Annotated in this window: 17 protein-coding genes and 4 tRNA genes; 7 read left to right on the top strand and 14 right to left on the bottom strand. The window is 60.4% G+C overall.

The annotated features are described in order from the left end of the window. The first annotated feature begins 161 nt into the window (after window positions 1-161). From flgM to DTP52_RS14280, 3 genes are all read left to right on the top strand, one after another. A complete protein-coding gene (gene flgM / locus DTP52_RS14290; protein WP_109753934.1) occupies window positions 162-479 on the top strand; it encodes a flagellar biosynthesis anti-sigma factor FlgM in 318 nt (105 codons plus the stop codon). A gap of 50 nt (window positions 480-529) precedes the next feature. Continuing rightward, window positions 530-997, top strand: a complete 468-nt coding sequence (locus DTP52_RS14285; RefSeq protein WP_109753933.1) for a flagella synthesis protein FlgN — start codon at window positions 530-532, stop codon at window positions 995-997. Window positions 998-1089: 92 nt separating this feature from the next. Next, a complete protein-coding gene (locus tag DTP52_RS14280) occupies window positions 1090-1836 on the top strand; it encodes a flagellar brake protein (RefSeq protein WP_109753932.1) in 747 nt (248 codons plus the stop codon). A gap of 62 nt (window positions 1837-1898) precedes the next feature. On the opposite strand, the gene DTP52_RS14275 is transcribed toward DTP52_RS14280, so the two are convergent. The 9 genes from DTP52_RS14275 to DTP52_RS14235 all read right to left on the bottom strand — a co-directional run bounded on the left by DTP52_RS14275 (window position 1899) and on the right by DTP52_RS14235 (window position 20357). Beyond that, window positions 1899-3266, bottom strand: a complete 1368-nt coding sequence (locus tag DTP52_RS14275) for an MFS transporter (protein ID WP_109753931.1) — start codon at window positions 3264-3266, stop codon at window positions 1899-1901. A gap of 70 nt (window positions 3267-3336) precedes the next feature. Next, window positions 3337-4578, bottom strand: a complete 1242-nt coding sequence (locus DTP52_RS14270) for a glutamine synthetase family protein (RefSeq protein ID WP_178082486.1) — start codon at window positions 4576-4578, stop codon at window positions 3337-3339. Window positions 4579-4920: 342 nt separating this feature from the next. Continuing rightward, window positions 4921-5613, bottom strand: coding sequence for a sensor histidine kinase KdpD (locus tag DTP52_RS14265; protein ID WP_109753929.1), 693 nt, complete (start codon window positions 5611-5613; stop codon window positions 4921-4923). Then, on the bottom strand, window positions 5606-7213 hold the full coding sequence (locus tag DTP52_RS14260) for a tetratricopeptide repeat-containing response regulator (protein WP_109753928.1): 1608 nt from the start codon (window positions 7211-7213) through the stop codon (window positions 5606-5608). Before DTP52_RS14260 ends, DTP52_RS14265 begins: the two co-directional genes overlap by 8 nt. A 396-nt stretch (window positions 7214-7609) precedes the next feature. After that, window positions 7610-8509 (bottom strand): PoNi-like cognate immunity protein, encoded by a 900-nt coding sequence (locus DTP52_RS14255; RefSeq protein WP_109753927.1) that lies wholly within the window; start codon window positions 8507-8509, stop codon window positions 7610-7612. Continuing rightward, window positions 8506-17586, bottom strand: coding sequence for a hemagglutinin repeat-containing protein (locus DTP52_RS14250; protein ID WP_109753926.1), 9081 nt, complete (start codon window positions 17584-17586; stop codon window positions 8506-8508). The genes DTP52_RS14255 and DTP52_RS14250 overlap by 4 nt, the downstream gene beginning before the upstream one ends. A gap of 45 nt (window positions 17587-17631) precedes the next feature. Next, window positions 17632-18150, bottom strand: coding sequence for a toxin-activating lysine-acyltransferase (locus DTP52_RS14245; protein ID WP_109753925.1), 519 nt, complete (start codon window positions 18148-18150; stop codon window positions 17632-17634). Between the two features lie 9 nt (window positions 18151-18159). Next, window positions 18160-19821, bottom strand: coding sequence for a ShlB/FhaC/HecB family hemolysin secretion/activation protein (locus DTP52_RS14240; protein WP_109753924.1), 1662 nt, complete (start codon window positions 19819-19821; stop codon window positions 18160-18162). A 459-nt stretch (window positions 19822-20280) separates the two neighbouring features. After that, window positions 20281-20357, bottom strand: a tRNA-Arg gene (locus DTP52_RS14235). 524 nt (window positions 20358-20881) lie between these two features. Between DTP52_RS14235 and DTP52_RS14225 the strand changes: the two genes are divergently transcribed. From DTP52_RS14225 to DTP52_RS14215, 3 genes are all read left to right on the top strand, one after another. After that, window positions 20882-21208, top strand: a complete 327-nt coding sequence (locus DTP52_RS14225; RefSeq protein WP_109753922.1) for an Arc family DNA-binding protein — start codon at window positions 20882-20884, stop codon at window positions 21206-21208. 168 nt (window positions 21209-21376) lie between these two features. Continuing rightward, window positions 21377-22186 carry an AraC family transcriptional regulator gene (locus DTP52_RS14220; RefSeq protein ID WP_109753921.1) on the top strand — a complete coding sequence of 270 codons (810 nt, stop codon included), beginning with the start codon at window positions 21377-21379 and terminating at the stop codon, window positions 22184-22186. A 71-nt stretch (window positions 22187-22257) separates the two neighbouring features. Then, a complete protein-coding gene (locus DTP52_RS14215) occupies window positions 22258-22866 on the top strand; it encodes a LysE family translocator (RefSeq protein WP_109753920.1) in 609 nt (202 codons plus the stop codon). A gap of 61 nt (window positions 22867-22927) precedes the next feature. Here the strand turns inward: DTP52_RS14215 and mgtE are convergent, their stop codons facing one another. Beyond that, window positions 22928-24370, bottom strand: coding sequence for a magnesium transporter (gene mgtE / locus DTP52_RS14210; protein WP_109753919.1), 1443 nt, complete (start codon window positions 24368-24370; stop codon window positions 22928-22930). 333 nt (window positions 24371-24703) lie between these two features. On the opposite strand from mgtE, the gene DTP52_RS14205 reads away from it, so the two are divergent. After that, window positions 24704-25207 (top strand): cell envelope protein SmpA, encoded by a 504-nt coding sequence (locus tag DTP52_RS14205; protein ID WP_109753918.1) that lies wholly within the window; start codon window positions 24704-24706, stop codon window positions 25205-25207. A gap of 40 nt (window positions 25208-25247) precedes the next feature. On the opposite strand, the gene DTP52_RS14200 is transcribed toward DTP52_RS14205, so the two are convergent. The 4 genes from DTP52_RS14200 to csrA form a co-directional block, all read right to left on the bottom strand. Beyond that, window positions 25248-25324 (bottom strand) — tRNA-Arg (locus tag DTP52_RS14200). Window positions 25325-25396: 72 nt separating this feature from the next. Continuing rightward, a tRNA-Arg gene (locus tag DTP52_RS14195) sits at window positions 25397-25473 on the bottom strand. A gap of 107 nt (window positions 25474-25580) precedes the next feature. After that, window positions 25581-25671 (bottom strand) — tRNA-Ser (locus tag DTP52_RS14190). Window positions 25672-25733: 62 nt separating this feature from the next. Beyond that, a complete protein-coding gene (gene csrA / locus DTP52_RS14185; protein ID WP_003178872.1) occupies window positions 25734-25922 on the bottom strand; it encodes a carbon storage regulator CsrA in 189 nt (62 codons plus the stop codon). Window positions 25923-26006 lie beyond the last annotated feature (84 nt).

Below are 26006 nucleotides of genomic sequence, written 5' to 3'. Positions count from 1 at the left end.
AGGAGGTAGAAAGCTGGCGCTTGATCCCGGTGTTCCCTAGACTGTGCCTTACGCAAAGGCAAGCGCAGACGTGCGCATGCTCATTGAATAAATGAGCCTAAAGTTTTTTTGGGGATGGCCGAAAACATGGCAAGCGTCCAAATACCCAGAGGTTTTTTACCATGGTCATCGATTTCAATCGTTTAAACAGCTCTTCACCGTTGACAGGCACTACGCGTACCAGCGCGACCAAGGAAACCGCCGAAGCCGGTAAATCCGCGCCGCTGCCTACAGCAGCCGAACAGGTCAGCAACGGGGAGTCGGTACACCTCAGCAATGAGGCTCAGCAGTTGCAGAAGGTCACTGACAAGCTGCGCGATCAACCTGTCGTCGACAAGGCCCGCGTGGCCGAGTTGAAAGCAGCCATCGCTGATGGCAGCTACAAAGTCGACAGCAACCGCGTAGCCAGCAAACTGCTCAACTTCGAAGCCCAGCGCTAGGCCGCCCCGCCTGCGCCAGGCTTTTGGACGCTTAAGACCCAAGGCCAGCCATGCACGATACTAATTTATTGCAACTGATCATCGACGACTTTGTTCCAGCGCAACAATTGCTGGAATTGTTGCAGGCCGAATCCGTGGCACTGCACGGTCGCGACATGCCTCTGCTGGAGAACATCCTGGCGCAGAAACAGGCATTGATCATCTTGCTTGACCAGCATGGCCGCAAACGCAGCGAGATCCTCGCCAGCCTCAACTTGCCCGCCAGTCATGACGGCCTTGAGCAATTGGCCAGCCAGTCGACGATCGGCGACCAGTTGCTGTCCCAGAGTAAAGTGCTCAACGACCTGCTCGCCCAATGCCAGGCGACCAACGCCCGCAACGGCCAGTCGATCCAGATGCAGCAGGCCGCCACCGCCAACCAATTGCGCATCCTGAACGGTGGCGAGATCCCGACGCTGTATGACGCTAGCGGCTCGACGGCCAGAATGGTCAAGCACCGCCCGCTCAGCCAGGCATGAAACGAACAATGCCTTCGCTCTATCAACGCGCGATACATGCTGGCAAAATGCTGGCTATTCGTAGTCGTATTTTGCCTGGAGATTGACCCACCGTGTTCAATGCCTCAAACGCGGATGATGCTCCGCAGCCACCCAAGGTCCTCACCACGCCCCTGGAAATCTCCGGCAACCTGCGGATGCTGCAAGATAGCCACGACCCGCTGATCATTACGTTCCATGAACGCACCCAGCGCTTCCAGAGCTATCTGGTCAACGTCGATCGCGAGACCAACTCCATCGCCCTGGATGAAATGATCCCCCGGGATGGCGAGCGTTTCCTGCTGGCCGGCGAGCCGTTTCGTGTCGAGGGTTTTCATGATGGCGTGCGCATCGCATGGGATGGCAAGGGTCCACTGACCATTGACGAATCCAGCGACGGTCGCTGCTATCGCGGTGCCCTGCCCGACGAAGTGGTCTATCACCAACGCCGCAACGCCTTCCGCGCCGCCCTGAAACTGGCGCAACTGGTGAGCGTTGAACTGGGCGGCGACAAGCTCAAGTCACCCGTGGACGGCAAGCTGCTGGACATCTCCGCCACCGGTTGCAAATTGCGTTTCGACGGCGACATCACCGAACGGCTGCAATTGGGCCAGGTGTATGAGCGCTTCATCGCAGCCCTGCCGTTTGGCAACATGACCGCGCCAGTCGAGCTGCGTTACCTGCATTTCGAAGAAAGGATCAACACCACGTTCGCCGGCGTACGCTTCCACAACATCAGTGGCCTGGTGCAACGGCAGGTCGAGCGGTTCGTCTACCAGCTCCAGCGTGAAGCGCGGCGCTTCGATAAAGACGACCTCTGATCGTCGAGCCATAAAAAACGGGCAGTCCCTTGCGGTGACTGCCCGTTTTTTTTATGCCTGCTTCAAGGCCTGGCCTGGGTAAAGCTGGGTGTCTCCGGTTCGTCAGACGCCGCTTCGGCTTCAGTAGCCGGCTCTGCGACCGGCTCAGGCTCCACGTCCGGATTGGCCGGCGTCTGCATCTGCTCCTGCACCACCTGCTCATCCACCCGGGGATCGAGGCACGCCACCAAAGGCGAACTCGACATACTGTCCGGCATCGCCACGTGATGCAGCGGCGCGTCATCGACCTGATGCAGGTTGGTCACCGCTTTCGGCCGGATCCGCCATACCAGTACCAAGGCGAAGAAAGCGAAAAAACCGTACAGCATCTGGCTGCCGAACATCTTCATCAGCACGCCGGCCACCAGCGGCCCGATGCTGGCACCAATGCCATAGGTCACCAGCAACATGGCCGTCAGCGACACCCGGCGATCCCCTTCGACGTGGTCGTTGGAAAAGGCCACTGCCAACGGGTACAGGCAAAACTGAACCAGCGAACAGCAGAAGCCCGCCACAAACAACACTTCCAGCGGCACCTTCGGCAGGATCGCCAGCGGCAGTGCGCAGATCGCCAGGAACAGCGCAAAACAGCGAATCAGCATCGCCCGGTCATAACGGTCGGACAGCCACCCCAGCGGCCACTGCACCAGCAGCCCGGCGAAGATGCAGCTACCCATGAACAGGCCGACCTGCTCGGTGGACAGGCCCTGCTGGGACGCGTACAGCGGCGCCAGGCCATAGAACGAGCCAACGATCAGCCCCGACCCCAGTACCGTGCTCAACGACTGGGGGACACGCTTGATGAAGAAACGCGGCTCCATCGGCGCCGGACGCAGCGGGGCCGGGTGAATCCGCCGGGTCAGCGCCACCGGCACCAGGCACAGGGCAAAACACAGCGCCACCAGCATCAGCAGCTCCAGGCCCAGGGCCGGGTGCATGACCAGGATCAACTGACCCAGCACCAAGCCCAGGTACGAGGCGATCATGTAGCCGCTGAACACCACTCCCCGTTGCTTGGCATCGGCCTGTTCGTTGAGCCAGCTCTCGATGACCATGTATTGGCACATCATCCCGAGGCCGACGATCATCCGCAGCACGATCCAGGCCGGCAGCCAGTTCACCAGGCCATGGCCCAGCACTGCCGCGCCGACGATCCCGGCGCAGGCCGAATAAGCGCGAATGTGCCCGACGCGGGCGATCAGCCGATGGCCGATCTTGCCACCCAGCACCAGGCCGAAATAGTTGGCGGCCATCAGCGCACCGACCCAGAGGCTGTCCACATGGTCGGCGGCCAGGCGCAAGGCCAGGTAAGTACTCAAGAGGCCCGAGCCGATCAACATCATCAGCGAGGCGAAATAAAGCGCTCGAAAAGGTTTCCAGATTTGGCGCATCGGCGTTCCGAGCGGCTCCTTGAGGTGAGTAAGGGCTATCTATTGAAGATAGCCCGAATGCGGCGGTTCTTTATGCCTGGGCCGCTAGGACACGTCGCTCCCAGGGCGTGATTTCATCGAAGAAGCTGGTCAGCTCCAGGGTCTTGGAAGCGATGTAGCCTTCGATGAACTCCGTGCCGAACAGTTCCTTCGCCAGATGACTACGCTTCAGACGCTCCAAGGCAGCATGCAAGGTACATGGCAGCGACAGATTATCCGGCACTTCGAATTCACCCTGGATCGCCGCGCTCGGCTCCAGGCGATGTTCAATCCCGTATAACCCGGCAGCCAGGCTGGCGGCAATCGCCAGGTAGGGGTTGGCATCGGCCCCCGGCAAGCGGTTCTCGACCCGCCGGGCCACCGGCGAACTGGCCGGAATCCGCAAGCCGGCCGAACGATTGTCATGGGACCAACAGGCATTGTTCGGTGACGCGAACGGGTGGCACAGGCGCTGATAGGAATTCACGTTCGGCGCGAACAAGGCGGTGAAATCCGCCAGGCACGCCTGTTGCCCACCAATGAAATGCCGGAAAGTGGCCGTCGGTTCGCCCGCCTCGTCGCTGAAGACGTTACGGCCGCTGCCTGCCTCGACAACGCTTTGGTGGATATGCATCGAACTGCCCGGCGTGTGAGCCAGCGGCTTGGCCATGCAAACCACGGTCAGGCCGTGCTTGAGGGCCACTTCCTTGAGCAGGTGCTTGAACAGGAACGTCTGGTCGGCCAGCAACAAAGGGTCGCCGTGCAGCAGATTGATCTCGAACTGGCTCACGCCCATTTCATGCATGAAGGTGTCGCGAGGCAAGCCCAGCGCCGCCATGCATTCATAGACTTCACTGAAGAACGGGCGCAGGCCATTGTTGGAGCTGATGCTGAACGCCGACTGGCCGTCCTCGCGACGCCCATCCAGGCCCAGCGGCGGCTGGAACGGCTGGGTCGGGTCAGGATTGGGGGCGAACACGAAGAACTCCAGCTCGGTCGCCACCACCGGTGCCAGGCCCAGGGCTGCATAACGAGCGACAACGGCCTTGAGCTGGCCGCGCGTGGAGAGTCGGGAGCTTTCACCGGTCAGTTCGTCGGCATCGCAAATCGCCAGCGCACGAGGCAGCTGGCTCCAAGGCAGGCGGTGGATCTGTTTCGGGTCCGCCACCAGCGCCAGGTCACCGTCATCGCTGCCGTAGAAACGCGACGGTGGGTAACCGCCCATGATGCATTGCAGCAATACCCCCCGCGCCAGTTGCAACCGTCGGCCTTCGAGGAAACCTTCGGCGGTCATCACCTTGCCCCGCGGCACGCCATTCAAATCCGGCGTAACGCATTCAATCTCATCAATGCCCGTCAGTCGCTGCGCGAGTGAACGCTGGCCATCGGTCGTCATGACGCAATCCTTGTTATGTGCGAGCCGCAAACGGCAACCCGTACAAAATAGGCTTCAGCTGTTCGGAATATCAAGCACCCGGTAAGAATAAACACCGAACCTTGGAATACATTGCGGGAGCGGGCTTGCTCGCGAAAGCGGTGGGTCAGTAAAACATTTGCAAGCTGACACACCGTCTTCGCGAGCAAGCCCGCTCCCACAGGTTTTATGTGGTGGCAGCGCTATTTATGCAGGGCACGCTCAGGGCAAGTAAAGCCGGAACACCCCACCGCCCAACACCCCGCCATTGGCAATCTCGGTGCGCCCACTCACGCCGCCACGCTGATGCAGCCCGGCGATCCGCGCGGCAAAGTACAAGCCCAACCCGGTGCTGCCGCTGCTGTGGTTGATGCCCTGCACATACTCGGCCTGACGCTCGATCATCTCTGGTGGGTAACCTTCGCCGTCGTCATTGATGGTCAGCACCAGTTGCCCGGCCTCATCACTCACGCTGATCAGCAGCGTCTGGCGCGCATGGCGAATGGCGTTGTTGATGCAGTTGTCGAGCACCGAAGCCACCAGCTCGCGGTCGAAAAAGCCCAGGGGGCTGAGCGGGTCGACCTCGTAGGTGACCATGATCCCCCGGCTGCGGAATACATCCTGATGGCCGGCCAGTTGCGCCTCGATGAAATCGTCCAGCTCATGATAGGCCGGGTGTAGCGGCAACTGGTTGACGCCGAGCTTGTACAGCCCCAGCAACTGCACCATAAGGCCATTGAGATGAGCGAACTCGAACTCGATGACGCCCTGCTCCGAGGTCTGTCGCTCGACATCGGGCAAGCGCTCGAGCCATTGCGTATGCGCCTGCATGAGCAAGGTCAGGGAGTTTTTCATGTCGTGCACGGTAGACGCGATCACCGTGGAAAAATCGAGTGCCTGTTCGCTGTCATTCATCGCCAAATGCCTTGCTTCGCAGTTTTTGATAACGCGCAAAACGCGCATCGGTGTCGGGCATCATGCCCACCAGTTTCAGGCAGGCGCGGCACTCCAGCAGCAGCTCCGACTCCACATTGGTGTCGGTGCCATGCAGCAGCGATTGCGCCATGTTCAGGGCAATACTGATGTTCTTCGGTTGCATCTTCAGGGCCCGGCGGAACAGCTCCCGTGCCTCCGGCAACGCGCCGGTCTTGTAGACCCGCACGCCTTCGCGGTTGAGCTCGGCGGCGGCATTGCCCTGATTGAGGATGTTCGGGTCGTCGGTCAGCTTGGCGATGCCTTGCATTACCGTCGGGTCATCACCGTAGATTTCCGCGCAGTTCTTGAGCATCGATTCGCCGGCGCTGGTCTGTCCGAGCATTTGCAACTGCTTGGCCACCAGCAACGCGGCCTCGGCACTCATGAACTGCTCCATGCCATCGAGACGCTGCAAAGCCTGTTCGGTGAGTTTCTCGGCGGTCTCGGCATCGTTGAGCAACAGGCTGGTGGCTTTCATCAGCCGCGCCCGCACCTGCAGCCCGGGGTCGTTGAGGTTCTCCTTCGCCACGGCGCTGAGGGTGGTGTTGATCTCCAGTCGGGTCCGGGTATCGAGACCTTTTTCGCTGCCCTTGCTGATCAGTGCATGAGCCAGGCCCAGGTTGCTTTCCGGGTCCTTGAAGCGCGACTGCGCGCCCTGCCCGACCGCCTGGCGATAGGCCTTGGACGCCGTGTCGTAGTCTTCGTTGGTCATCGCCAGCTTGCCCAGCAACGATTGACGACGCACCGCCAGCGGCGACAGGCGCACCGCCTCTTCCAGCACCTGCTGCGCCTGCTTGGTGTCACCTTCGGCCACCAACACCTCGGCCATGCCGTCGTACAACGCCGGCATCATCGGGAAGACTTTCAGGGCCTTTTCATAAACGGCCTTGGCCTGCCCCACCTGGCCGCGCTTGAACATCAACTTGCCCAGCCCTGCGTAGGCCCACGGCAACGGGCGATCCGCGAGGATGGAGTTGTACAGTCGCTCCAGGGCTTCGTTCTGATTCAGGTCGCGCAACGCATCGGCGCGATAACGCAGGCACAACGGCCCGTAGCGCGGGTCCTGCTTGCACAGGGCGATGCAGGCATTGAGCACTTCCATCGGCTTGCCACGATCCAGGGCCTGCAGGATCGGCTTGAGCAGGGTCTTGCGCTGCTCGAGCCGCTCCAGCCGCTGGGCCAGGCCAGAGCGGTTGAACGGTTTGGTCAGGTACGCATCGGGCTCATGCTCCAGGGCACTGAGCACCATCGCCTGGCTCGTCTCGGCGGTCACCATGAGGAAGACGCTTTCATGGCTGATCAACTTCTCGACCATCAGGTCTTCGAGCACCTGCTGGCCATTCTTGCGCCCATCGCCCAGGTGATAGTCCTGCAAGATGAAGTCATAACGCTTCTGCGAACACATGCGCAGCGCCACTTCACCGGTGTCGGCGGTGTCCACGTCCTTGACGCCCAGCTCACGCAGCATGGAGCGGATCGAACTGCGAAAATCCGAGAAATCATCGACGATCAGAAAACTTTTTTGGTGGTACGCCAGCATCGAGGATGTCCAGGCAAGTAAGAAAATAACCCAATGGCATAACAACGAACGCCGTGTCACAGCCCCGAGGCGCGCAGATGATAGCCACCAGCCAGCAACGTTCAAGGGATTTCAGCAACCGCTTGGCCTGGCTGTGCCGTGACGCACATTGCGAGCCGAAACGCTGGAGAAAACCGGGCTCATCGGGTTATCGGCAGGAGGTGGCGTTCCGTTAAGGGGAAGGTGGGGAGAAACCGAGTGCAGAGACCTGGCTGCCCCCCGTGGCGAGGGAGCTTGCTCCCGCTGGGCCGCGCAGCGGACCTGTTTTTTTAGCGGCTGCTACGCAACCGAGCGGGAGCAAGCTCCCTCGCCACGAAAGGTGATATGAGGCTTCCTCCACCAATCAGCGCAGATGGCTCACTTGCGACGCCCCAACAATTTCGACCAAAAACCCACCTTATTCTCCACAGCCACCGCAGCAGGCGGTTCAACTTCCTGCCTCGCCGAATGCGTACTCGGACCATTGGGCCTCAATAAGTCCCCTGGGTAATGCTCAAGCCCCAAGCACTGTGAGTCGTCCATATCGAAAGCCTTGACCGCCGCCACGGCCTCTACGCACCAACGACCGAAATAGGCGCCGCCGTCGAAGTTTTCATCGCCGTAGGTGTACCAGTAGGGATGTTTATAATTGACCGCCTGTGGATCAGAACCGGTTTTCGCTCCCGTACGTATTTCCTGATACCAGTGACTGACGAAAGCCTCCAGCTTTGAGGCTTGCGCATCCACCGGCGCATCGACTGCCGCCAGCAATCGTCCATAGGGTTTAGGGTAAAGGAGAACGGACCCTACTGTGCGCGCTGGACTGCGACTCGCGATGATCCGGTCGAGCAGCACATCCTCCCCTTCGTTGCCGATAAGGACTAGCAGCCTTTGCCATTGATCATCTGGTATTTCCATGGCCAACCCCAAGCCGACCAACCAGAAGCAGACAATGTAATGATCGTAATTGACGCGCCAGCTATGACGGGTGAGTTGCTGCTCCGGAGTCCAGACTGACGCGCCGAGACGCTCAGCCTCCTCCCAGGCATCGAGTAATCCAGGGAAATAACGCGACAGGTCGGCAATAGGACATCCGGCAGAGTAGCGACTTAGCATCTGGTGCCAGTGGTTCTGGGCAATGATAAAGACGTACTGTGGTGCGTAATCGGGATCGCCCGCAGGTGTACGCGCAGTCTCGAACGCTTCTACGATACGTTCATCACCATACTCCACCCATTCCGACCAATAGCGGGAGTCTCCCAGTGGCGCCCGAATCATTTAATCCCCCCCAACAACTTGGATGCTGCAACCGGATCGGCCATAAACTTCCCACCTTTATCCAGAACACCTACGGTGACGTTTCCGAAGGGATCCGTATGAACCAACCACTTTTCAACCCGGCCGGTCCGTAATGCATCGTTGATGCTGTCAGCCACTTTCCGGTTGCCGTTGACCGACTCCCGAATGCGATCATAATTTGTGGCAGTCCCCTGTAGCCAGTTATCACTCATCTGCAAACCATCCTTGGTCGGCTTCAACGCAGACGAACCGAACTTGTACTCCACAATCAGGTAATCAACACCCGGTTTGTCGACCTTGTACAAGTCATCAATACCGGTTTGGCCAATATCCGGTGCCCGGCCAATTTTCTCGGCGCTCGGCACCAGTGACTTGATCCGCTCACCGCCCATGACATCGCCGATGATGCTCTTCTGTGCGTTGGTGAGCGCCCGGAAATCCATCAGCGGGGTGCCGTTGGGGTTGAACTGCCCACCACGGGCGACCAGCTTATCGAACTTGGCCAAGCCGGCCATCGCCTCAAGCCCTTCCGTGCCCACCTTGATCCCGGCTTTCGCCAACGCCACGCCGCCCTTGGCCGCCCCACCAACCCCCGTGGCAATACTGCCAACCTGCCAAACCAGTTCGCCAATGTCCTGCCCCAATTGCACGGCGCGATCATCCCCGCCGTTTTCCAGGGCATCTTTAACACGGTCGAGTTTGGCGTTGAGTTCGTTGACCACGCCGTCGCCGAATTGCTTGCGGGCCTCGGGATCGTTGATCAGTGCTTTCAGGCCGTTGATCCCGTCCACCGGATGGAGGAGGAATTGCGCCAGTCCTTCGACGTCGCCCCACCCCGCCTGCACCAGGCCTTTGCCCAGGCCGAAGCGGGTCAGTACATCTTGTTTCTGGTTGATGTACGCCCATTTGGCGATCACTTTCGCCTTGGCCCCGAGACCGTCGGCCTCGCTGTACTCCTTCTCGGCCTGGACCAACTGCTGGGTCGCCAGCCAGTTGTTGTCCACCGCGGCACCGGCGGCGCTGTTGGCGGTGGCCGGGTCGAGTGAGGAGCTGGTGGCGGCCAGCCCGGTGACGATGCTGACGATCAGGTTACGCTTGGCTTCGCGCTGGGATTCGCTTTCATCGGGGCTGGCTTCGGAGAACAGGCCGGTGAGCAGGCTCGACGCCGCCGCGCCTGCCGCGCCGCTGCCACAGCTCTGGCTGCTGGCGGCGGCGCCCGCGCAGGCGACGATGCCGTGCAGCGCGGCGTGCAGCGGTGAGCCTTCGGTGAGTTTGCCGTTCGCCACCAGGTCGCCGATGTAGCCGGCGCCCTGCTGTTGCACGTAATTGACCACCAGCCCCTGGACGAAGGCACTGTTGCCGCCACTGATATTGCCGCTGGCCGCGCCGACCAGGGCGGTGGTGATCTGCCGGTAGGTGCCGCCCGCGCCCCACTTGTCGGCGATGCCGCGGGCTTCTGCATTCAGCCGCTGGGAATTGTTGAGCAAGGCCAGACGCTGGACGTCGGTCAGGTCGGCGTTCGGGTCAAGTGCCTTGGCACGGTCAGCCTCGGCCTGTTTGCGCTTGAGGTCGACTTCCTTGGCCTTGTTGGCGAGCAAGGTGCTGGCTTCGTTGGAGAACGCCCCGACGATCTCGAAACCGGCACGGATTTCGTCTTCGTCGAAGATCGGCTTGAGGGTGTTGCTGGTATCGCGGTCGCTGGAGACATCGCGATTGAGGCTGGCGACGGTTTGCTCGCCATTCTTGCCGGTGCGTTTCTGTTGTTCGGCGTCGTTGCTGATGACGATGGTGCCGCCACTGATGCCGCTGCGGGTGACGCTGCTGGCATCGTCGCTGGCACTGATGGCGATCGGCATCGTGGCGCTGAGGTCGTTGTCGTTCTTCGGCAAGTCGGTGCCAGGAGTCTGCGTGCCGCCGCTGGTGGCGTTGCCCTGCTGGTCCTTGCCGACTTCGCGATAACCGCCACCGACGCTGACGGTGCTGGCGTCGTACTCGGCCTTGTTCTTGATGTCGCGGCTGGTGAGGCTGGCTGTGACCAGACGATTTTTGCCATCCTGCACGGCCTTGTCGCTGCTGGCGATGACAGCGCCGACCAGGTCGGTGTTGCCCCCCACGCGGATGTCGAACCCATCGTCGCCGGCCTTGATGCCCGATTGCTCGATCACGCTGGCGTAGTTGGAATCGATGTCCGTGGCGCCGAAGCTGCCGCTGACGCCGTTGACTGAACTCATGCCGTAGCAGAACGGCGGAATGCACAGGCTGATGCCAACGCCCAGGTTCTTCTCATCGACCACGTAGGTGTTGGTGTCTTGCAGGCTTTCAATGTTCAGGTCACCGCCGATATCGGCCAGTACCTGCTTGCCGCTCGCCACCGCGCCTCTGAGGTTGGTGTCACCGCCCGAGGACAGCAGCAATTGGTTGCCCGCCTGGACATGGGTATTGGTATGGGTGAGTCCATCGCCATCCGCCTGGCCACGACTGCCGGATGCACCCAGGTCCAGGGTGAAGCCGTTGCGGGCACCGAGGGAGAAGCCGATGCCGATGCTCGCGCTGCTGCCTTTGCTGTCGGTCTCCTGCTTGTCGATATTGCGGGCGGCGAGCAGGTTGATGTCACCGTCCGCCAGCAGGCTGGCGTTGCGTCCGGCCTTGATATCGCTGCCTTGTACGGTGATGTTGCTGGCGGCTCCAGCGCCCGTGGCACGCAGGCGGACGTCGTTGCCGGCGGTCATGGTCGAGCCGGCCGCGCTGTCGCTGGTGTAGGTGGTGGTGCTTTCGTTCTTCTTGGTGCCCAGGGACAGGCTGATGTTGATCCCGCCCGCCGCGCCCGGGTCCATCGCCACGGCGGTGGCGGCATTATTGGCGGCCATCACCGCAGTGGCGGCGGCCAGAGCCTTCATGCGCCCGTCGTCGGTTTTCTCCGACGCCCGTTTCATTTGCTGGGATGTCTGGATCGCGCTGATCACCGGGTTGGTCACGGTGAGGGTGAACCCGGTCTGCTTGAACAGGGTTTCACGCTCGCGCTCGCGGGTGTTGCGCGCCTCGACGACGTCGATGGTCTGCGCCGTGACGTCGATGTTGCCTTGGGGCGCCGACACCTGGCTGCCCACCTGGCGATAGCCCTTGCCGGCTTCGATCAGCACATCGCCAGCGGTCGAACCGACGGTGCTGGCCACGGCCGTATGCTCGGTGGTGAGGTCCTTGACGCTCTGTTGCTGGGTGCCCAGGGTGACGGCAATGCCACCGCCGCTGAACAGGCCGCTTTTCTTCACGGACTTGTCGTGGCGTTCGCTGCTGCTGTCAGTGTCCGCTTCGATGTTGACGTTGTTGTCCGCCACCAGGACAGTCTGGGTCGTGGACACCACGTTGCTGCCCTTGAGGTTGATGTCACGACCGGCCTGCACATAGGTCTGCTCGCCGCTCAGGGTGGAGCCTTCGGCCGAGGTCTGGCTGATCGTGTCACGGGTGGTGGTGGTCTTGCTGGAGAACATCCCGTTGCTGCCTTTGACCTTGTGCGCTTCATCGGCGAACTGGTAGTTCTGGCCGGCGGTCAGGTTGACGTCGCGCTTGGCCTCGGCAAACACCGCGCCTTGCTCGCTGGTGACACGGCCGGCGCGGGCGTTGAGGTCCTGGCCCGCGCTCAAGCGCACGTCGCCCTGTCCTTGGATCAGGGAGCCGACTTCGGTCTGGCTGGCGTCCTTGCGCCAGTTGCTGCTGTTCCAGGTCAGCGCTTGCTGGTGCGCTTCGCCGACGGTGGCCAGGTTGATGTTGTTGCCCGCCTCCAGCAACGTGCTGCCACCTTTGCCAGCGTTGACCACCTGGGCACCGGTGAGGTTGAGGTCGTTGCCGGCACTGACCCCCATCGTGCCCTGGGCACCGCTGACGAACAGCCCGGCCACCCGCGACAGGTTGGTGCGGGTGCCTTGGGCGCTGCTGCTGTCCCGGCTGCTGGAGATGACGTTGATGTCCTGCCCGGCCTTGACCGACAAGCTGTCCACGGCACCGATCAGGCCGCCGAGGTTGTTGAGGTTTTCCCGCGCGGTGAGCGATGCCTTGTCGGCCTGGATGCGCCCACCAAGGTTTTCGATGTTCTGCGCGGTGATCGCCATGACGCTGCGCCCAGCCAGACTGCCACTGTTGACCAGGTCGCCGGCGATGTTCAGGTTCAACTGTTGCCCGGCAATCAAGGCGCCGGAGCCATTGAGATCGCCTTCCTGGACCCGCACGTACACTTGCGGCACCAGTACGTTGCGGGTGTCACCGTTGGCCAGGGTGACCTGCTTCTGGACCAGCCAGACGATGTCACTGGTCAACTGGGCCATCTGCGCAGAGGTCAGGGCCACGCCGGGGACCAGTTGCCATTGGCTGGCGACGGTCACGGCGTTGTCGATCAGGGCGCGGTACTGCACTTCGTCATTGGCATAGCCATCGAGGAAACGTCTGCCGGTGAGTTGCGCGATCTGTTCGCGAATCAATTTCTGTTCGTAGAAGCCGTCGCCCAAACGTTGTTGCGTCAGTGCCGGATCGACTTGCAGGCGCTGCAACATGTAGTCCGAAGACAGCCAGGTGCGATAGCTGGCAAAGCGCGGGTCGGTTTCGATCAGGTAGCGGCTGGTGGTCTGGGGACTGGTGGTGAACAGGCTGTTGTTCGGCAGTGCCAGGGATGGCCCGCCGCTGCGGATCTGCTCGGCTACGCCTTTGTTGTTGAGGGTGGTCTGGGCCGCGACCTGGACGATGGGTGCCACTTGATAGGTCCTGTCGACCGGGGCGCTGACCGTGCCTGTGGCGGCTATCTGCTCGCTGACACCCTGTGTGGCGCGGGCGCCGATCTGCGTGCCCGTCCCATTGCCGGCGGCGTTCTGGGCGAACACGGTCGGTTGCAGGGTAATGTCCTGGATCAAGGGTGCGGGCGTGTAGGCGGTGACGGCCGTTCCCTGACGGTCCCGGCCCTTGCGCTGGATGCGATAGAAATTCGTAGCGGTGCCACTGTCGGTGGTGGTGCGCTGGCCGGTCAATTCCGTGTTGGTCAGGCTGGCAATGTTGGCCTGCAACAACCCACCGGCAATGATGCGGCTCTTGTCATTGAGCACATCGCCTGCATTGATCTGCATGGTCCCGCCAGAAAGGATCTGCGCCGGTGCCGAGGTGGCGATCTGGGTTTCCTGCACTACGCGGGTGTAGTCGTAGCGATTCCAGTTGTCTTTCCGGCCCTCTGGAGTGTTGAGGTAATAGACCTCATCGTGGCGCAGGGAAATCTGGTCGCCCTGGTAGCGGTTCGGCGAACCGCTGAGCTGGAATTCCTGCAAGGCCGTGCGGCTGACTTCCACCTGTTGGGTGCTGAAGTGTTCGTTGGTGTTGCGCACGCTTTGCACATCGAGCGACAGGTTGCCGAGGGCCTCGATGGTCGCGCTGGCGTTGGTCAGCAGTTGAGCACGGTCCTGGGCCTTGTCAGTGGCGCTCAGCGCACCGCCGATGGCGAGGTCGCCGGCACTGAAGATCAGCGCCTGTTCGCGGTTGTCCAGGGTGCCGGTGCCAATGTCCAGCGATTCGCGGGCGGCGATGGTCGCGGCGACACCGTTCTCATCGCGGTTGCTCAGTGCCGAGGTGGCGATCGCCAATCGATCACCGTACAGACGCCCAGTGCCCAGGTTGTTGAGCGACGACGCTTGCACACGCACCAGCTGGCCATCGATCAGGCCACGGTTGGTCAAGCTGTCGTTGACGGTCAGGCGCACCTGGCCGGCGCTGATCTCGCCATTGGCGGCGTTGTCCAGCGTTTGCGAGTGAACTTGCAACAGGCCGCCCGCCAGCAGTTTTCCGCTGTTGTTGAAAGCCCCGTCGGTGCTCAGGTCAACCTTGTTATTGGCCTGGATCTGTCCACTCAGGTCCAGGCCACTTTGCAGGCTGAACGTCAGGTCGCCCAGGCTCAGGGCCCGACCGGTGCCCGCGTAATAAGCGGCATTGAGGGACAACAGGCTGCCGGCGAGCAGGGTCCCGTCGAGGTTGTGCACGGCCTGGCGACGTTGCGTCGGATCGCGGTCGGTGATGGTCAGGCCTTTCCCTGCGGAGATCAGGCCGCCCTGGTTATCCAGCACCTGGCTGACACCGATGGACAAGCCTTCGTCGGCACGCACGGCACCAGCCTGGTTGCCGAAGGTGTTGAGCGCCAGGCTCATGGCGCGGCCTTCGAGGCCTTGGTTGGTACCTTGGGTGGCGCTGTTGTCGAGCACGCCGGCATTCACGCCCAGCGTCCCCGCGCTGCGCACCAGTCCACCCTGGTTGTTGAGCGTCTCACCCAGCACCAATTGGACATCGCCAAGGCCTTGCAACTGACCGCTGCGGTTATCCACTCGGGCGCCTTCGACCCACACGGTCTTCTCGCCAATGATCTGGCCACCGCTGCCGTTACCAAGGTCGGTGGTCTTGAGCACCAGGGCACCCTTGGCGCCGAGGAACCCCGTACTGTTGTTGAAGTTGGCACTGTGGATTTCGACGGCGTCCTGACCGCTGATGCCTTGGGTGGTGCCCGACTGGAGGTTGTTCAGCGCCTGGCTGCCAGTGTCTATGAACAGCTTGCCCTTGGCCTGGATCAGGCCCGCCGCGTTGCGCAATTCACCGCTGCGCAGGTCGAGGGTCGCACCGGCATTCAGCGTGCCCTGGCTGTTGTCCACCAGCATGCCGTGGCTGTCCAGGTCCAGGGCCTGGCCACTGATCACCCCGCTCTGGTTATTCAGGCCCTGGGCCGATAGATCGATATCGCCCAGCGCTTCAAGGCGCCCGCCGCTATTGTTCAATGCATCGGCCGAGACGTTGACCAGCAACCCGGACTTCACCGAACCCAGCACGCCGTTGGTGTTGTTCAATTGGCCGGCGATGATCTCCATGCGCTGGGTGGCGGCGAGCGTGCCGCCGATATTGTTCAAGCGGTCGAACTCTGCGTGCAGCTCACCGCCAGCACTCACGGTGCCTTGAGTGTTATCCAGCAGCTCGCCGCTGACCCTTGTCGTACCGCTGGCGGCCAACGTCCCGCCGCCGTTGTTGACTTCGTTGTCGGCAGTGACGGTCAACGCCCCGTTATCGGTGGCGAGGACTTTACCGCCCTGGTTGTTCAACGTACCAACCTTCAGGACCACCGCCCCGGGGCTACTGACTTGCCCGGCCTGGTTGTCAAAACGTTCACGGGCGGTGACCTGCATTGGCTGCGCGCCAGTCTGGAGAATGCGTCCGCGCTGGTTGGACAAGGTCGTGGTGTCGAGCGTGATCTGTTGACCTTGGGTCAAGCCATCATCAACCACTACCTCACCGGCCTTGACGCTCAACTTGCCATTGCTCGCCAAGGTGCCTTTGCTGCCGGCCAACTGGTTGGCCTGGATGTCCAGGGTGCCTTTGCCAGCGTGCTCGACCTTGCCCCCGCCGTTGTCGAGACGATTGGCGCCAAGCTTCAGGTTGCTGGCGTTGGAGGCAATCCGCCCACTGCTGTTGTCGAGCGTGGCGACGGCTGTGATCGACGTATCGGCGGTGCCCGTCTGCACCAGCTCACCACCGGTATTGGAAACATCCCGCGCGCTCAATTGCAGGTTGCCGGCGCTGACTTTGGCTGCATCGGTGCGCAGGGTCTTGGCCGCTTTTGCGGTCAGCACCTGGGTCGCATCGACTTGGCTACCACTGAGATTGGCATCGCCGACGCTGGCCGTCAGAGTGACGTTGCGGCCCTGGGTCTGGCTGTCGCTCAGATCCAGGTCAGCGGCACCGATACCGACATCGCCGCCAGCAAGATTCTGACCTTGCGCCTTGACCGTGGTGGCCCGCAGCGCAAGGTTGCCGCTGCTACCCAGTTTGCCGTCCACCCCGACGCCGGCCGCCAGGCTCGAGGTCTTGGTGCTGCGAATGGTCTTGGCGGTCAGCGTCGTATTGTTCTGGCTGGCAACGGTGCCGCTGTTGTCGATGTCACCGGCGCTGTCGAGCCTCAGGTCGCCCTTGGCGTAGAGCGTGCCGCTGTTGTCAACGCTGGTGGCATTGATTCGGGTCGCTGTTGCGCTGCTGATAGCGCCCTGGTTTTGCAGTTTGCCGTCAGCACTGATTACCACCTCACCGGCCATGGCGCCGATCTGCCCGGCGTTGCGCACACCGACGCCGGATTCGGTGCCCACCAGCATGATCTTGCCTGCATACATGCCGCCCAATTTGGCAACGTCGATGGCAACGGTGGGTTTTTCCCCATCGGCGGCTGGCAGCGGCGTGGCCTGGGTGTTGTCGGCATTGACCTGATTGCGTCCGGCGGTGACCTTCAAGTCGTTGGCCCACACCCCGGCGTTGACCTGCACCGAGCGGGCGATCAGATCCGTGTAGTCGCTCTCACGGGCATCCAGGCCTTTGCCTTCGATGTTGATAGTGCCGCCCTGCACGGTGTAGCCGGTGATGCGACCGTTCTCCAACTGCGCCCGGCCAGTACTGAGGGTGGCCCGGTCGGCGTTGATGAAGCCGCAACCGTTGCACGTGATGCCGGACGGGTTGGCGATCACCACTTCGGCGCGCTGGCCGGCCACTTCGACGTAACCGCGCAATTGACTGGGATTGCTGGCGTTGACTTCGTTAAGGATGACCCGCGCACTGCCATTGCCCAACATCGGGTTGCCTTCGATCCAGCCGCCCAGTTTCGTCTGGCTATTGCCGGTGCCGTTGTTGAGGATCACGCCACGGCTATCGACATCGAACTGGTTGTAGGTGTTGCGCGAGACACCGCCGGCGCTGGGGGCCTGGATATTGACCTGCGGCGTACCGTTGGCGCTTTGTATCACGGTGGGTCGCTGGCCGGCTGGAGCCCCCGGGTCGGCGACGATGGTGCCAGCCCAGGCCGGTGCCACGCTCAAGGACACCAGACCAATCGCCGTCATCAAGGCAAAGCGCAACGCCCCGAGCGTCGCCGTACAAGCCGATGCGCCCGTCGACGGACCGGAGCGGGTCCCCGGCGCCTTGACCTGGCTGGTGACGTTCTCGGCCACGACCATCAGCAGTCCACGGGCCTTGTTGAAAACGATTCTGTACAGATGCTTGTTCATAGCAATTCCATTTGCGGAGCCAGCCCGCACGAGCAGTGGTTGGAGTTACGCTTCGATTGCCAGTGGGTGGGCGGCAAACCAGGCCTGGGCCTGCTCGGGAATGACCCCGATCCCTTGGAATGTCTTGACCCGCAGGCCGCGCTCATCGCCTCGGTGGTAGAGGGCACGGGCGCAGCGATCGATGAAAAGATGACGTTGCAACAAACGACTCAATACCGCTGTGTGGCCAAAAGGGGCAACCCAGTCGTTGAGCCAGAGACGCTCGCCGCTGTTCCAGTCATCCTGCGTCAGCGCCAGCGGCGACTGACGCAAGTAACGCTGCTCTGCCGCCTCGTCGAGGTTGAGCCAGGACAGGTAGAACACCGGCTTGCCGTGCTCGGAGCCGAGCACGAACTGGCGATGCTTGAGGGCCGGCAACAGCAGCGTCGGCAAGGTGTGCAACGGCGCATCGCGATGGGCCTTGGAGTGCATCCACAACCAGGTGGCGGAACCGAATACCGCGGCCTCGCTCCAGGGTTCATCGATCAGGCCAGGGGCGATAATGTCTAGCGTCTCGAATTGCATGGGATCACCTCAGAATGACCAGATGACGGTGAAGGCGCTGGTCACGTTGGCCGTCTCGAAACCATCGGGTTTCTTCAACGGCGTACCCACCGACCAGTCATAGGACAGGCCCTTGTAACCGCCGCGTATACCCACCACGGCTCCTGCCAGGCGCTGGCCGATCAGGAACTCACTGGCCTGGCCGCTGACTTCGCCATAGTCGATACCGGTGTAGAGCTCCTGGCCGGTTTGCCCCAGGGACAGGCCGATTTCGTTGCGCAGGGTCCAGCCACGGTCGGCGGAAAGAATGTTTTCACCATCGAAGCCCCGCACGCTGTAGCGCCCGCCAATGGAGAAACGATCCTGAGGCACCAGCGGCGTACGGTTCCATTGCGCGCGCCAGCCGCCGATGTAGCGCAATCGCTGATCGCCGACCTGGAACGGCACCTGTAACTGGGCGTCGGCGGTGATGATCTGCGAGCGTGACGTGCCGGCATCAAAATCTTCCTCGGGGGCCTTGAGCGAGTCATGGGCACCGGTGCCACGACGATAGGCGACGCCCAGGTCAAGAATCGAAGCGCCTATGAACTCCCGATGGTCCAGCCCCAATTGCCAGCCGGCCATGCGCCGTTTCTGGTTGCCGATTTCGGTGTCGTCGATGAAATTCTCCGACGAGCGCGTCCACAGGCTGCCCCAGGCGGTGGTCTTGCGTACGGCGTCGCGGTAAAGCAGACGGGACAGACGCAACTCGTTGTTGCGACTCTCGCCTCGGTATTGATAGGTCTGGTTGGCGCCAGCGACAGATTGTTCATAGTTGTATTCGCTGCTGGTGAACCCCAACTGCCAGTAGCCGAACGGCAACGAATAATGCAGGGTGCTGCCATCGGAGCCGCGGTGCCCCGACTCGCCACCGCCCAAGTCATGGTTGACGCTGGCGTAGAACAAATCGTTGAGCGACAGCAGGTTGTCCAAGGAGAGCGACACGTTGCCCTGGTATTTCCCCGTGGTCTTGCTGCCCGAGTTGTCCACCGACAGGCTCACACGGGCGGGGAACCGCTGGCTCCAGGCGATCACCACGTCGCTCTCACCGGGCTTGGCGTCGGCGGCACGGGCCGGGGCGATCTTGATATCGGCCTCGGCGGTGGGCACACGCTTGAAGTTTTCCAGCGCCTGCTCGATGTCGCGCAAGTTGAGCAGATCGCCAGGATTGGCCGGCATCGCGTTCCAGGCATTGGCGCGGGAACTGGTGCCCTCCTCGAAACGAATCTCGCGAATGCGCCCGGGCACCAAGGTCAAGACCAAGACCCCGCTGTTCAAGTCCTGGGCTTCGGCGAGCACGCGAGTGGTGACGTAGCCGGCCTCGATGATCGCGTTCTGCATGCGTTTCATCGTCAGGTTGATCCCTTCGCCACCGAGACAACGACCGATGGCGGGATCATCCTTGGGATTGGCGGCGCGCAACGCCCACTGGAATTTTTCCGACGCCTCGCCGATCAGGCGGATGTCATTGATGGCAAAGCAGGGACTTTCCTTGGCGGGCAAGCGATCGGCGCCCTCATCCACGGGTGCTGCCTGCAGGCGCACGTCGGGCCGGGACTCCAACTGATCGCGCAAAACCCGTTCTCGCTCTTGCTGGCGCAGCAGTTCTTCTTCAGGCCCGGCCGCCTGTGCCGCACTCCACGCGCCCGTCATCCATGCCGCCATCAACAGCAGCGCGAGGCGCTTGGCGTTTTGGGCAGATGAACGGGTTCTGTCAACGCGGCGAGAGGCGCTGCTCGGTTTACGCGATCGGCAGGGTGCGGCTGGGCGCATGTCACATCCTTGTGGCCTGAATCAAAGACACGATGAGTCAGGCCCGCCGGACGCGGCATTGGCGCTGACACAGATAAAAAAGAGGTACGGATTCCGTCGAAAACGAAGGAAAAGTCCTACAACGTACCGAGACGGTCAGATAGCAAAGGGGGGAGAAAGTTTCGCATTACCGAAATATCCTCGATACAAATGGCTAGAAATGGGCAATCGGTCACAGCTAAGGGGGAGAAATGGCGGTGCCTGGACTGAACATCGCGCTCAGGCCTAGGTTGATCGTGCGGTAGATAGGGATGCAAACCGGAAAAGTCAGCGATGATTTCGCTAACCCACTGTTTATAATGGTGTCCCAGGGCAGGTTCGAACTGCCAACCTTCCCCTTAGGAGGGGGATGCTCTATCCAATTGAGCTACTGAGACACGAATTGACCACAAGAGACGCGGTGCGTAGGACGGCGTGCATGTTAACGACCTACCCTGCGTTTGTCATGTCGCCCATGGCTTTTTAAGTGTAGGCAAATGGTACTCCCTGTAAGGCTGACCGTCCGTGAACGCCAAGTTTGGCCGCCATTCATCTGTCCTGGCTCACTTATCCTAGTAAATCGGCCATTTGCCACTATCCTGTACAAGACAGGGACGGCACGCGTTTTTGTCCATTTCCGTTATCCGCCAGACGGTATGGCACATAGACACAATCCGACGGTCACAGATGCGGACCTGTTGATTTTTACCAACCAGTCCGCATTTTTTGATGAAGGGTACTGGCATAACGCCTTTACCCAGATCAGAATTTGTCACAGAATTGGCGCCAATGATCTGGCAATTTTGAGGCATGATGCGGGCCTCTTAACAATTCAGGTTGAACATTTGGCAATGGAGCTTGTCCTATCGACATCCTGCGGCCAATCCCGAGAACCGCTCCCCTGAACTAACCGGTTAAATATATGCGCCCATTGAAACAGGCAATTTATTCCAGCCGTACGGCTGACAAATTCGTCGTACGTCTGCCAGACGGAATGCGGGAACGCATTGCCGAAGTGGCTCGCAATCATCACCGCAGCATGAACTCTGAAATCATCGCGCGCCTTGAGCAAAGCCTTATTCAGGAAGGCGCGTTGGGTGAAGAGTTGAGCATGCGCCTGGACAGCCCGGAGCTGTCGTTGCATGAGCGTGAGCTGCTTCAACGCTTCCGACAACTCTCCCATCGCCAGCAGAACGCCCTTGTTTCGCTGATAGCCCATGACGTGGAAATGGCCGCAGACGCGACCTGATCACACAGAAAACACTCAAGCCAGCCTTGTGCTGGCTTTTTTTTGCCTGGGGTTTGGCCCATACCTGCATTTCTAGCGCTCATCAGAGTCACTCCCCACCCACACTGCTGCCGATAGATGGCAGCGGTGCTAAATTGATCCGCTAAAAGCACGGGCTGGGAGGCCTGTATGGCAGGTCACGCATTCAAGGTAAGAAGAATTGCAGGGCTGGGCGTGGAAATCGTCGAGGCCGATTCGGATCGAACATTTGTCCGGCACATGCACGAACATTTCGGCATTGGCTTGCTTTTGCGTGGGGCGCAACGCTCTGCCAGCGGCCGAGGCCCCGTGCAAGCGATTGCTGGCGAGCTTATATCGGTCAATCCGGCCGAAGTGCACGACGGAGCCCCCATTGGAGAAGGAACGCGCCGCTGGCAGATGCTGTATTTCGACCCGCGGCTCATTACCCAAGCATTCAAGGATATGACGGACGATGGGGGTATATGCGCCCACGAGTTCGCTTATCCGGTACTGAAAAGCCGGCGTGCGGCCGAATTATTCCGCACCTTGTACCGAACAATCGCCCAAGCCGAAGAGTTTGGCGACCAAATGAAGATAGATGAAACGCTTTCGCTTCTGCTCGAACATTTACTGGATCAACCCGTGCCGATATCGCCGACGCCAGGTATCGCGGCAAACCGTGCGAAAACCATGATCGACGACGACCCGCAGTCGCCTATGTCGCTTGCGTTGCTGGCCAAGGAAGCAGACCTAAGCCGCTTTCAACTCGTGCGCGCCTTCACCCGCCTGACCGGACTCCCCCCTCACGCCTATCTACTGCAACGACGTATCCAGCGCGCACGGCAGTTGATCGCTGCGGGCATGTCGCTGGCCGATGCGTCCCTTGCCAGCGGTTTCGCAGATCAGAGCCATATGACTCGATGCTTCGTGCGCAGCTTTGGATTTTCACCAGGTATGTACGCCCGGCAAAGCCACTAGCAATTTCGTTCAAGACACCCCTCGCCATCGCAGACAGGCTGGAGACTTCATGACTCCAAGAGCAGCGTCGCATGGACCTCGAATTTTTTGCCACATCCCTGATCATGGCCGCTTCGCCTGGCACTGGCGTAGTCTATACGGTAGCGGCCGGCCTGGCCCGAGGCTGGCGCGCGAGCGTGGTAGCCGCATTCAGTTGCACCCTGGGGGTCGTGCCCCACATGCTGGCAGCCATCACGGGCCTCGCCGCACTGCTGCACGCCAGCCCATTGGCCTTCGAGATCATCAAGTATCTTGGCGTCACTTATCTGCTGTGGATGGCATGGAGCACGCTCCAGAGCCATGGAGCCTTGCACATTGACCCAAACAAAACGCCGCCCTCGAATGGCGCGGTGATTTGTTCGGGCATCCTGCTCAATCTGCTGAATCCAAAGCTGTCGATTTTCTTCCTCGCTTTTCTATCGCAATTCCTCACGCCAGGAGAGACGAATGCCACGTGGCGCATGCTGCAACTGGGCTTCATTTTCATGGCAATCACCTTTGCCATCTTCGTCATCTATGGCGTGTTCTGCGCATCGATGCGCCACCATGTTCTGGAGCGTCCATCCGTGTTGCAGTGGATGCGCCGCATCTTCTCGTCAGCCTTTGTGTTGCTGGCTGCACGACTGGCATTGATGCATTGAGACGCAGAAAATTCCGCGCAATAAAAAACCCGCCAAACAGGCGGGTTTCTGAATGAACGACTCAGAGCAGGAAAATCGTCGCCAACCCCAGGAAAATGAAGAACCCACCACTGTCCGTCATGGCGGTGATCATTACACTGGCGCCCATGGCAGGGTCACGCCCCATGCGGGCCAGGGTCATGGGAATCAACACCCCCATCAATGCCGCCAACAACAGGTTGAGCGTCATTGCGGCGGTCATGACCACGCCCAGCGACCAGCTACCATAAAGCAGGTAAGCCACTACACCGATCACGCCCCCCCAGATCACACCATTGATCAGGGCGACCACCAGTTCCTTGCGCATCAATCGCGACGTATTGCCGGTGCTGACCTGGTCCAGCGCCATAGCGCGGACGATCATGGTGATGGTCTGGTTGCCGGAGTTGCCGCCAATACCGGCGACGATGGGCATCAGCGCCGCCAGCGCCACCAGTTTCTCGATGGAGCCCTCGAACAGGCCAATGACCCGAGAGGCAACAAAGGCTGTAATCAGGTTGATCGCCAACCAGGCCCAGCGGTTACGCAGGGATTTCCAGACCGAGGCGAAGATATCTTCTTCTTCGCGCAGACCGGCCATGTTGAGGACTTCGCTTTCACTTTCCTCACGAATCAAGTCGACCATTTCATCGATGGTCAGACGGCCGATCAGCTTGCCGTTCTTGTCGACCACCGGTGCCGAAATCAAGTCATAACGTTCGAACGCCTGGGCCGCATCGTAGGCGTCTTCGTCCGGGTGAAAACTCACCGGATCACTGGCCATGACCTCAGCCACCTGCTTTTCCGGGTCATTGACGAGCAGACGCTTGATAGGCAGCACACCCTTGAGCACGCCGTCGTAGTCGACCACGAAAAGCTTGTCGGTATGGCCGGGCAGCTCCTTGAGGCGCCGCAGGTAGCGCAAGACCACTTCAAGGCTGACATCCTCGCGGATCGTCACCATCTCGAAGTCCATCAGCGCACCGACCTGCTCCTCGTCATAGGACAACGCCGAGCGCACACGCTCACGTTGCTGGCCGTCGAGGGCTTCCATCAGTTCGTGGACAACGTCCCGTGGCAGTTCGGGCGCAAGGTCGGCGAGCTCGTCGGCGTCCATTTCCTTGGCCGCCGCCAGCAACTCGTGATCATCCATGTCGGCGATCAGGGTTTCCCGAACCGAGTCCGACACTTCGAGCAGGATGTCACCGTCGCGATCGGCCTTGACCAACTGCCAGACCGTCAGACGCTCTTCCAGTGGCAAGGCTTCAAGAATGTAGGCAACGTCGGCGGAGTGAAGATCATCGAGCTTGCGTTGCAACTCGACGAGATTCTGCCGGTGGACCAGGTTCTCGACCCGATCATGATGCGGACCTTCCTGGCGATGCGTCAGGTCTTCGACGACCCGCTGGCGCTGCAGCAGCTCAACGACTTGAGCGAGACGATCCTGAAGGCTTTCCTGCGTTTTTTTTACTTCTACTTGGGTCATAGGCGAACTCCACTCCCAGCAGTGGAGCACGCCGGAAGGATCAATCAGTTAATTCATGATTGGCAAAACTAGATATTGAGTAACTACTGGGTAAGTCCATGGAGATATTCCAAAGCCCCGGCGGGGCTGACGGGCGCAATCATACACCGCTTGATGCTGTCTTGACGCTGTAAAACGTTAAAAAATCATGGCAAGAACAAGCGCTTGCGAGACAAACCTGAACATAGGCTGAACCTGTCCCTTTACGACGACTTATCCGGAAAAGAAAACACACGCTCCGGCACAAATGCAGCGACTACCCTTCTCTTCTGCACCGTCAAGGAGGACGACCGGATGCACCTCAACCACTACCTGTTCCTGCTCGCCTGCCTGCCCTGCCTGCCGTTGTGGGCTGTCGGGCAGACCGTGCATCGCTGCGAAAATATCGCAGGGCACGTTACATTCACGACCCTGAGCTGCGGCCCGGGGGAAGCCCTGTCACTACAACAGATCCATCCGTATCGCCCAGGTTCGACCGAACCGACGACCGAGGCGATGCTGCCCGAAGCGGAGCGTGGGCAAACATCCAGCAACAAAACCACCCGCAGGGAACCGACCGTCGTTGGCCAGTTCCAGGACCACTGCGGGAACCTCATCGACGCCAGGCAACGCCGCGATGCCATCCTCGACCGACGAATCATCGCCGGCATGAGCCAACAGGACGTAGAGAGCGCCCTGGGCAAGCCAGACTCAATCAAGATTCGCAATTCGAGTACACGGTATACCTACAAGGCGAAGAAAGGTCGCAGCGCAGAGGTCGTGTTCGATGAGAGAGGATGTGTGAAAGGTAAATCGTAGACAGCAAAAAGCCCGCGTTAAACGCGGGCTTTTTGGTATATGGTGCACTCGACAGGATTCGAACCTGTGACCGCTCGGTTCGTAGCCGAGTACTCTATCCAGCTGAGCTACGAGTGCAAGTTGTGGTTTTATACCAGATCACAACTGGTTGAAGCCAAGTTATTTGCATTGCTGCAAAAAACTCTTAAATGGTGCACTCGACAGGATTCGAACCTGTGACCGCTCGGTTCGTAGCCGAGTACTCTATCCAGCTGAGCTACGAGTGCATTTGTTGCCGCGCATTATAGGTCGTCAATTCCTTTTGTAAAGCGCTTTTTTCAGTAATTTCAATCACTTACCGATCAAGCCAGGTTTTGACGCACTAAACGAATAATGGCGGAGAACGGGGGATTCGAACCCCCGACACCCTTTTGAGGTGTACTCCCTTAGCAGGGGAGCGCCTTCGGCCACTCGGCCAGCTCTCCGCAACACGGGGCGTATATTAACCACCTTCATCCCCGTTTGCAAACATAAAAATCGATAAAAATTAATGGCTTGGTTCGTCGTCCTTCTCTTTCTTGATACGCAGGTAAATTTCCTCGCGGTGTACAGCAACCTCTTTCGGGGCGTTGACGCCGATACGCACTTGGTTTCCTTTGACGCCGAGCACGGTCACGGTGATTTCGCCATCGCCAATAATCAGGCTTTCTGCACACCGACGGGTCAGAATCAGCATACTTTTCTCCTCACGCAATTCACTTAAGGGACAACAGTCTGCAAAAAAAGAGGCATTGGACCTACAACCGAAACGGTCGAAGCC

Origin of the sequence: Pseudomonas sp. 43mfcvi1.1 (assembly GCF_900115935.1) — a bacterium.
GTDB lineage: Bacteria > Pseudomonadota > Gammaproteobacteria > Pseudomonadales > Pseudomonadaceae > Aquipseudomonas > Aquipseudomonas bijieensis.
The sequence above is the reverse complement of the archived record's forward strand: the minus strand, read 5'-3'. Positions and strand labels throughout refer to the sequence as shown.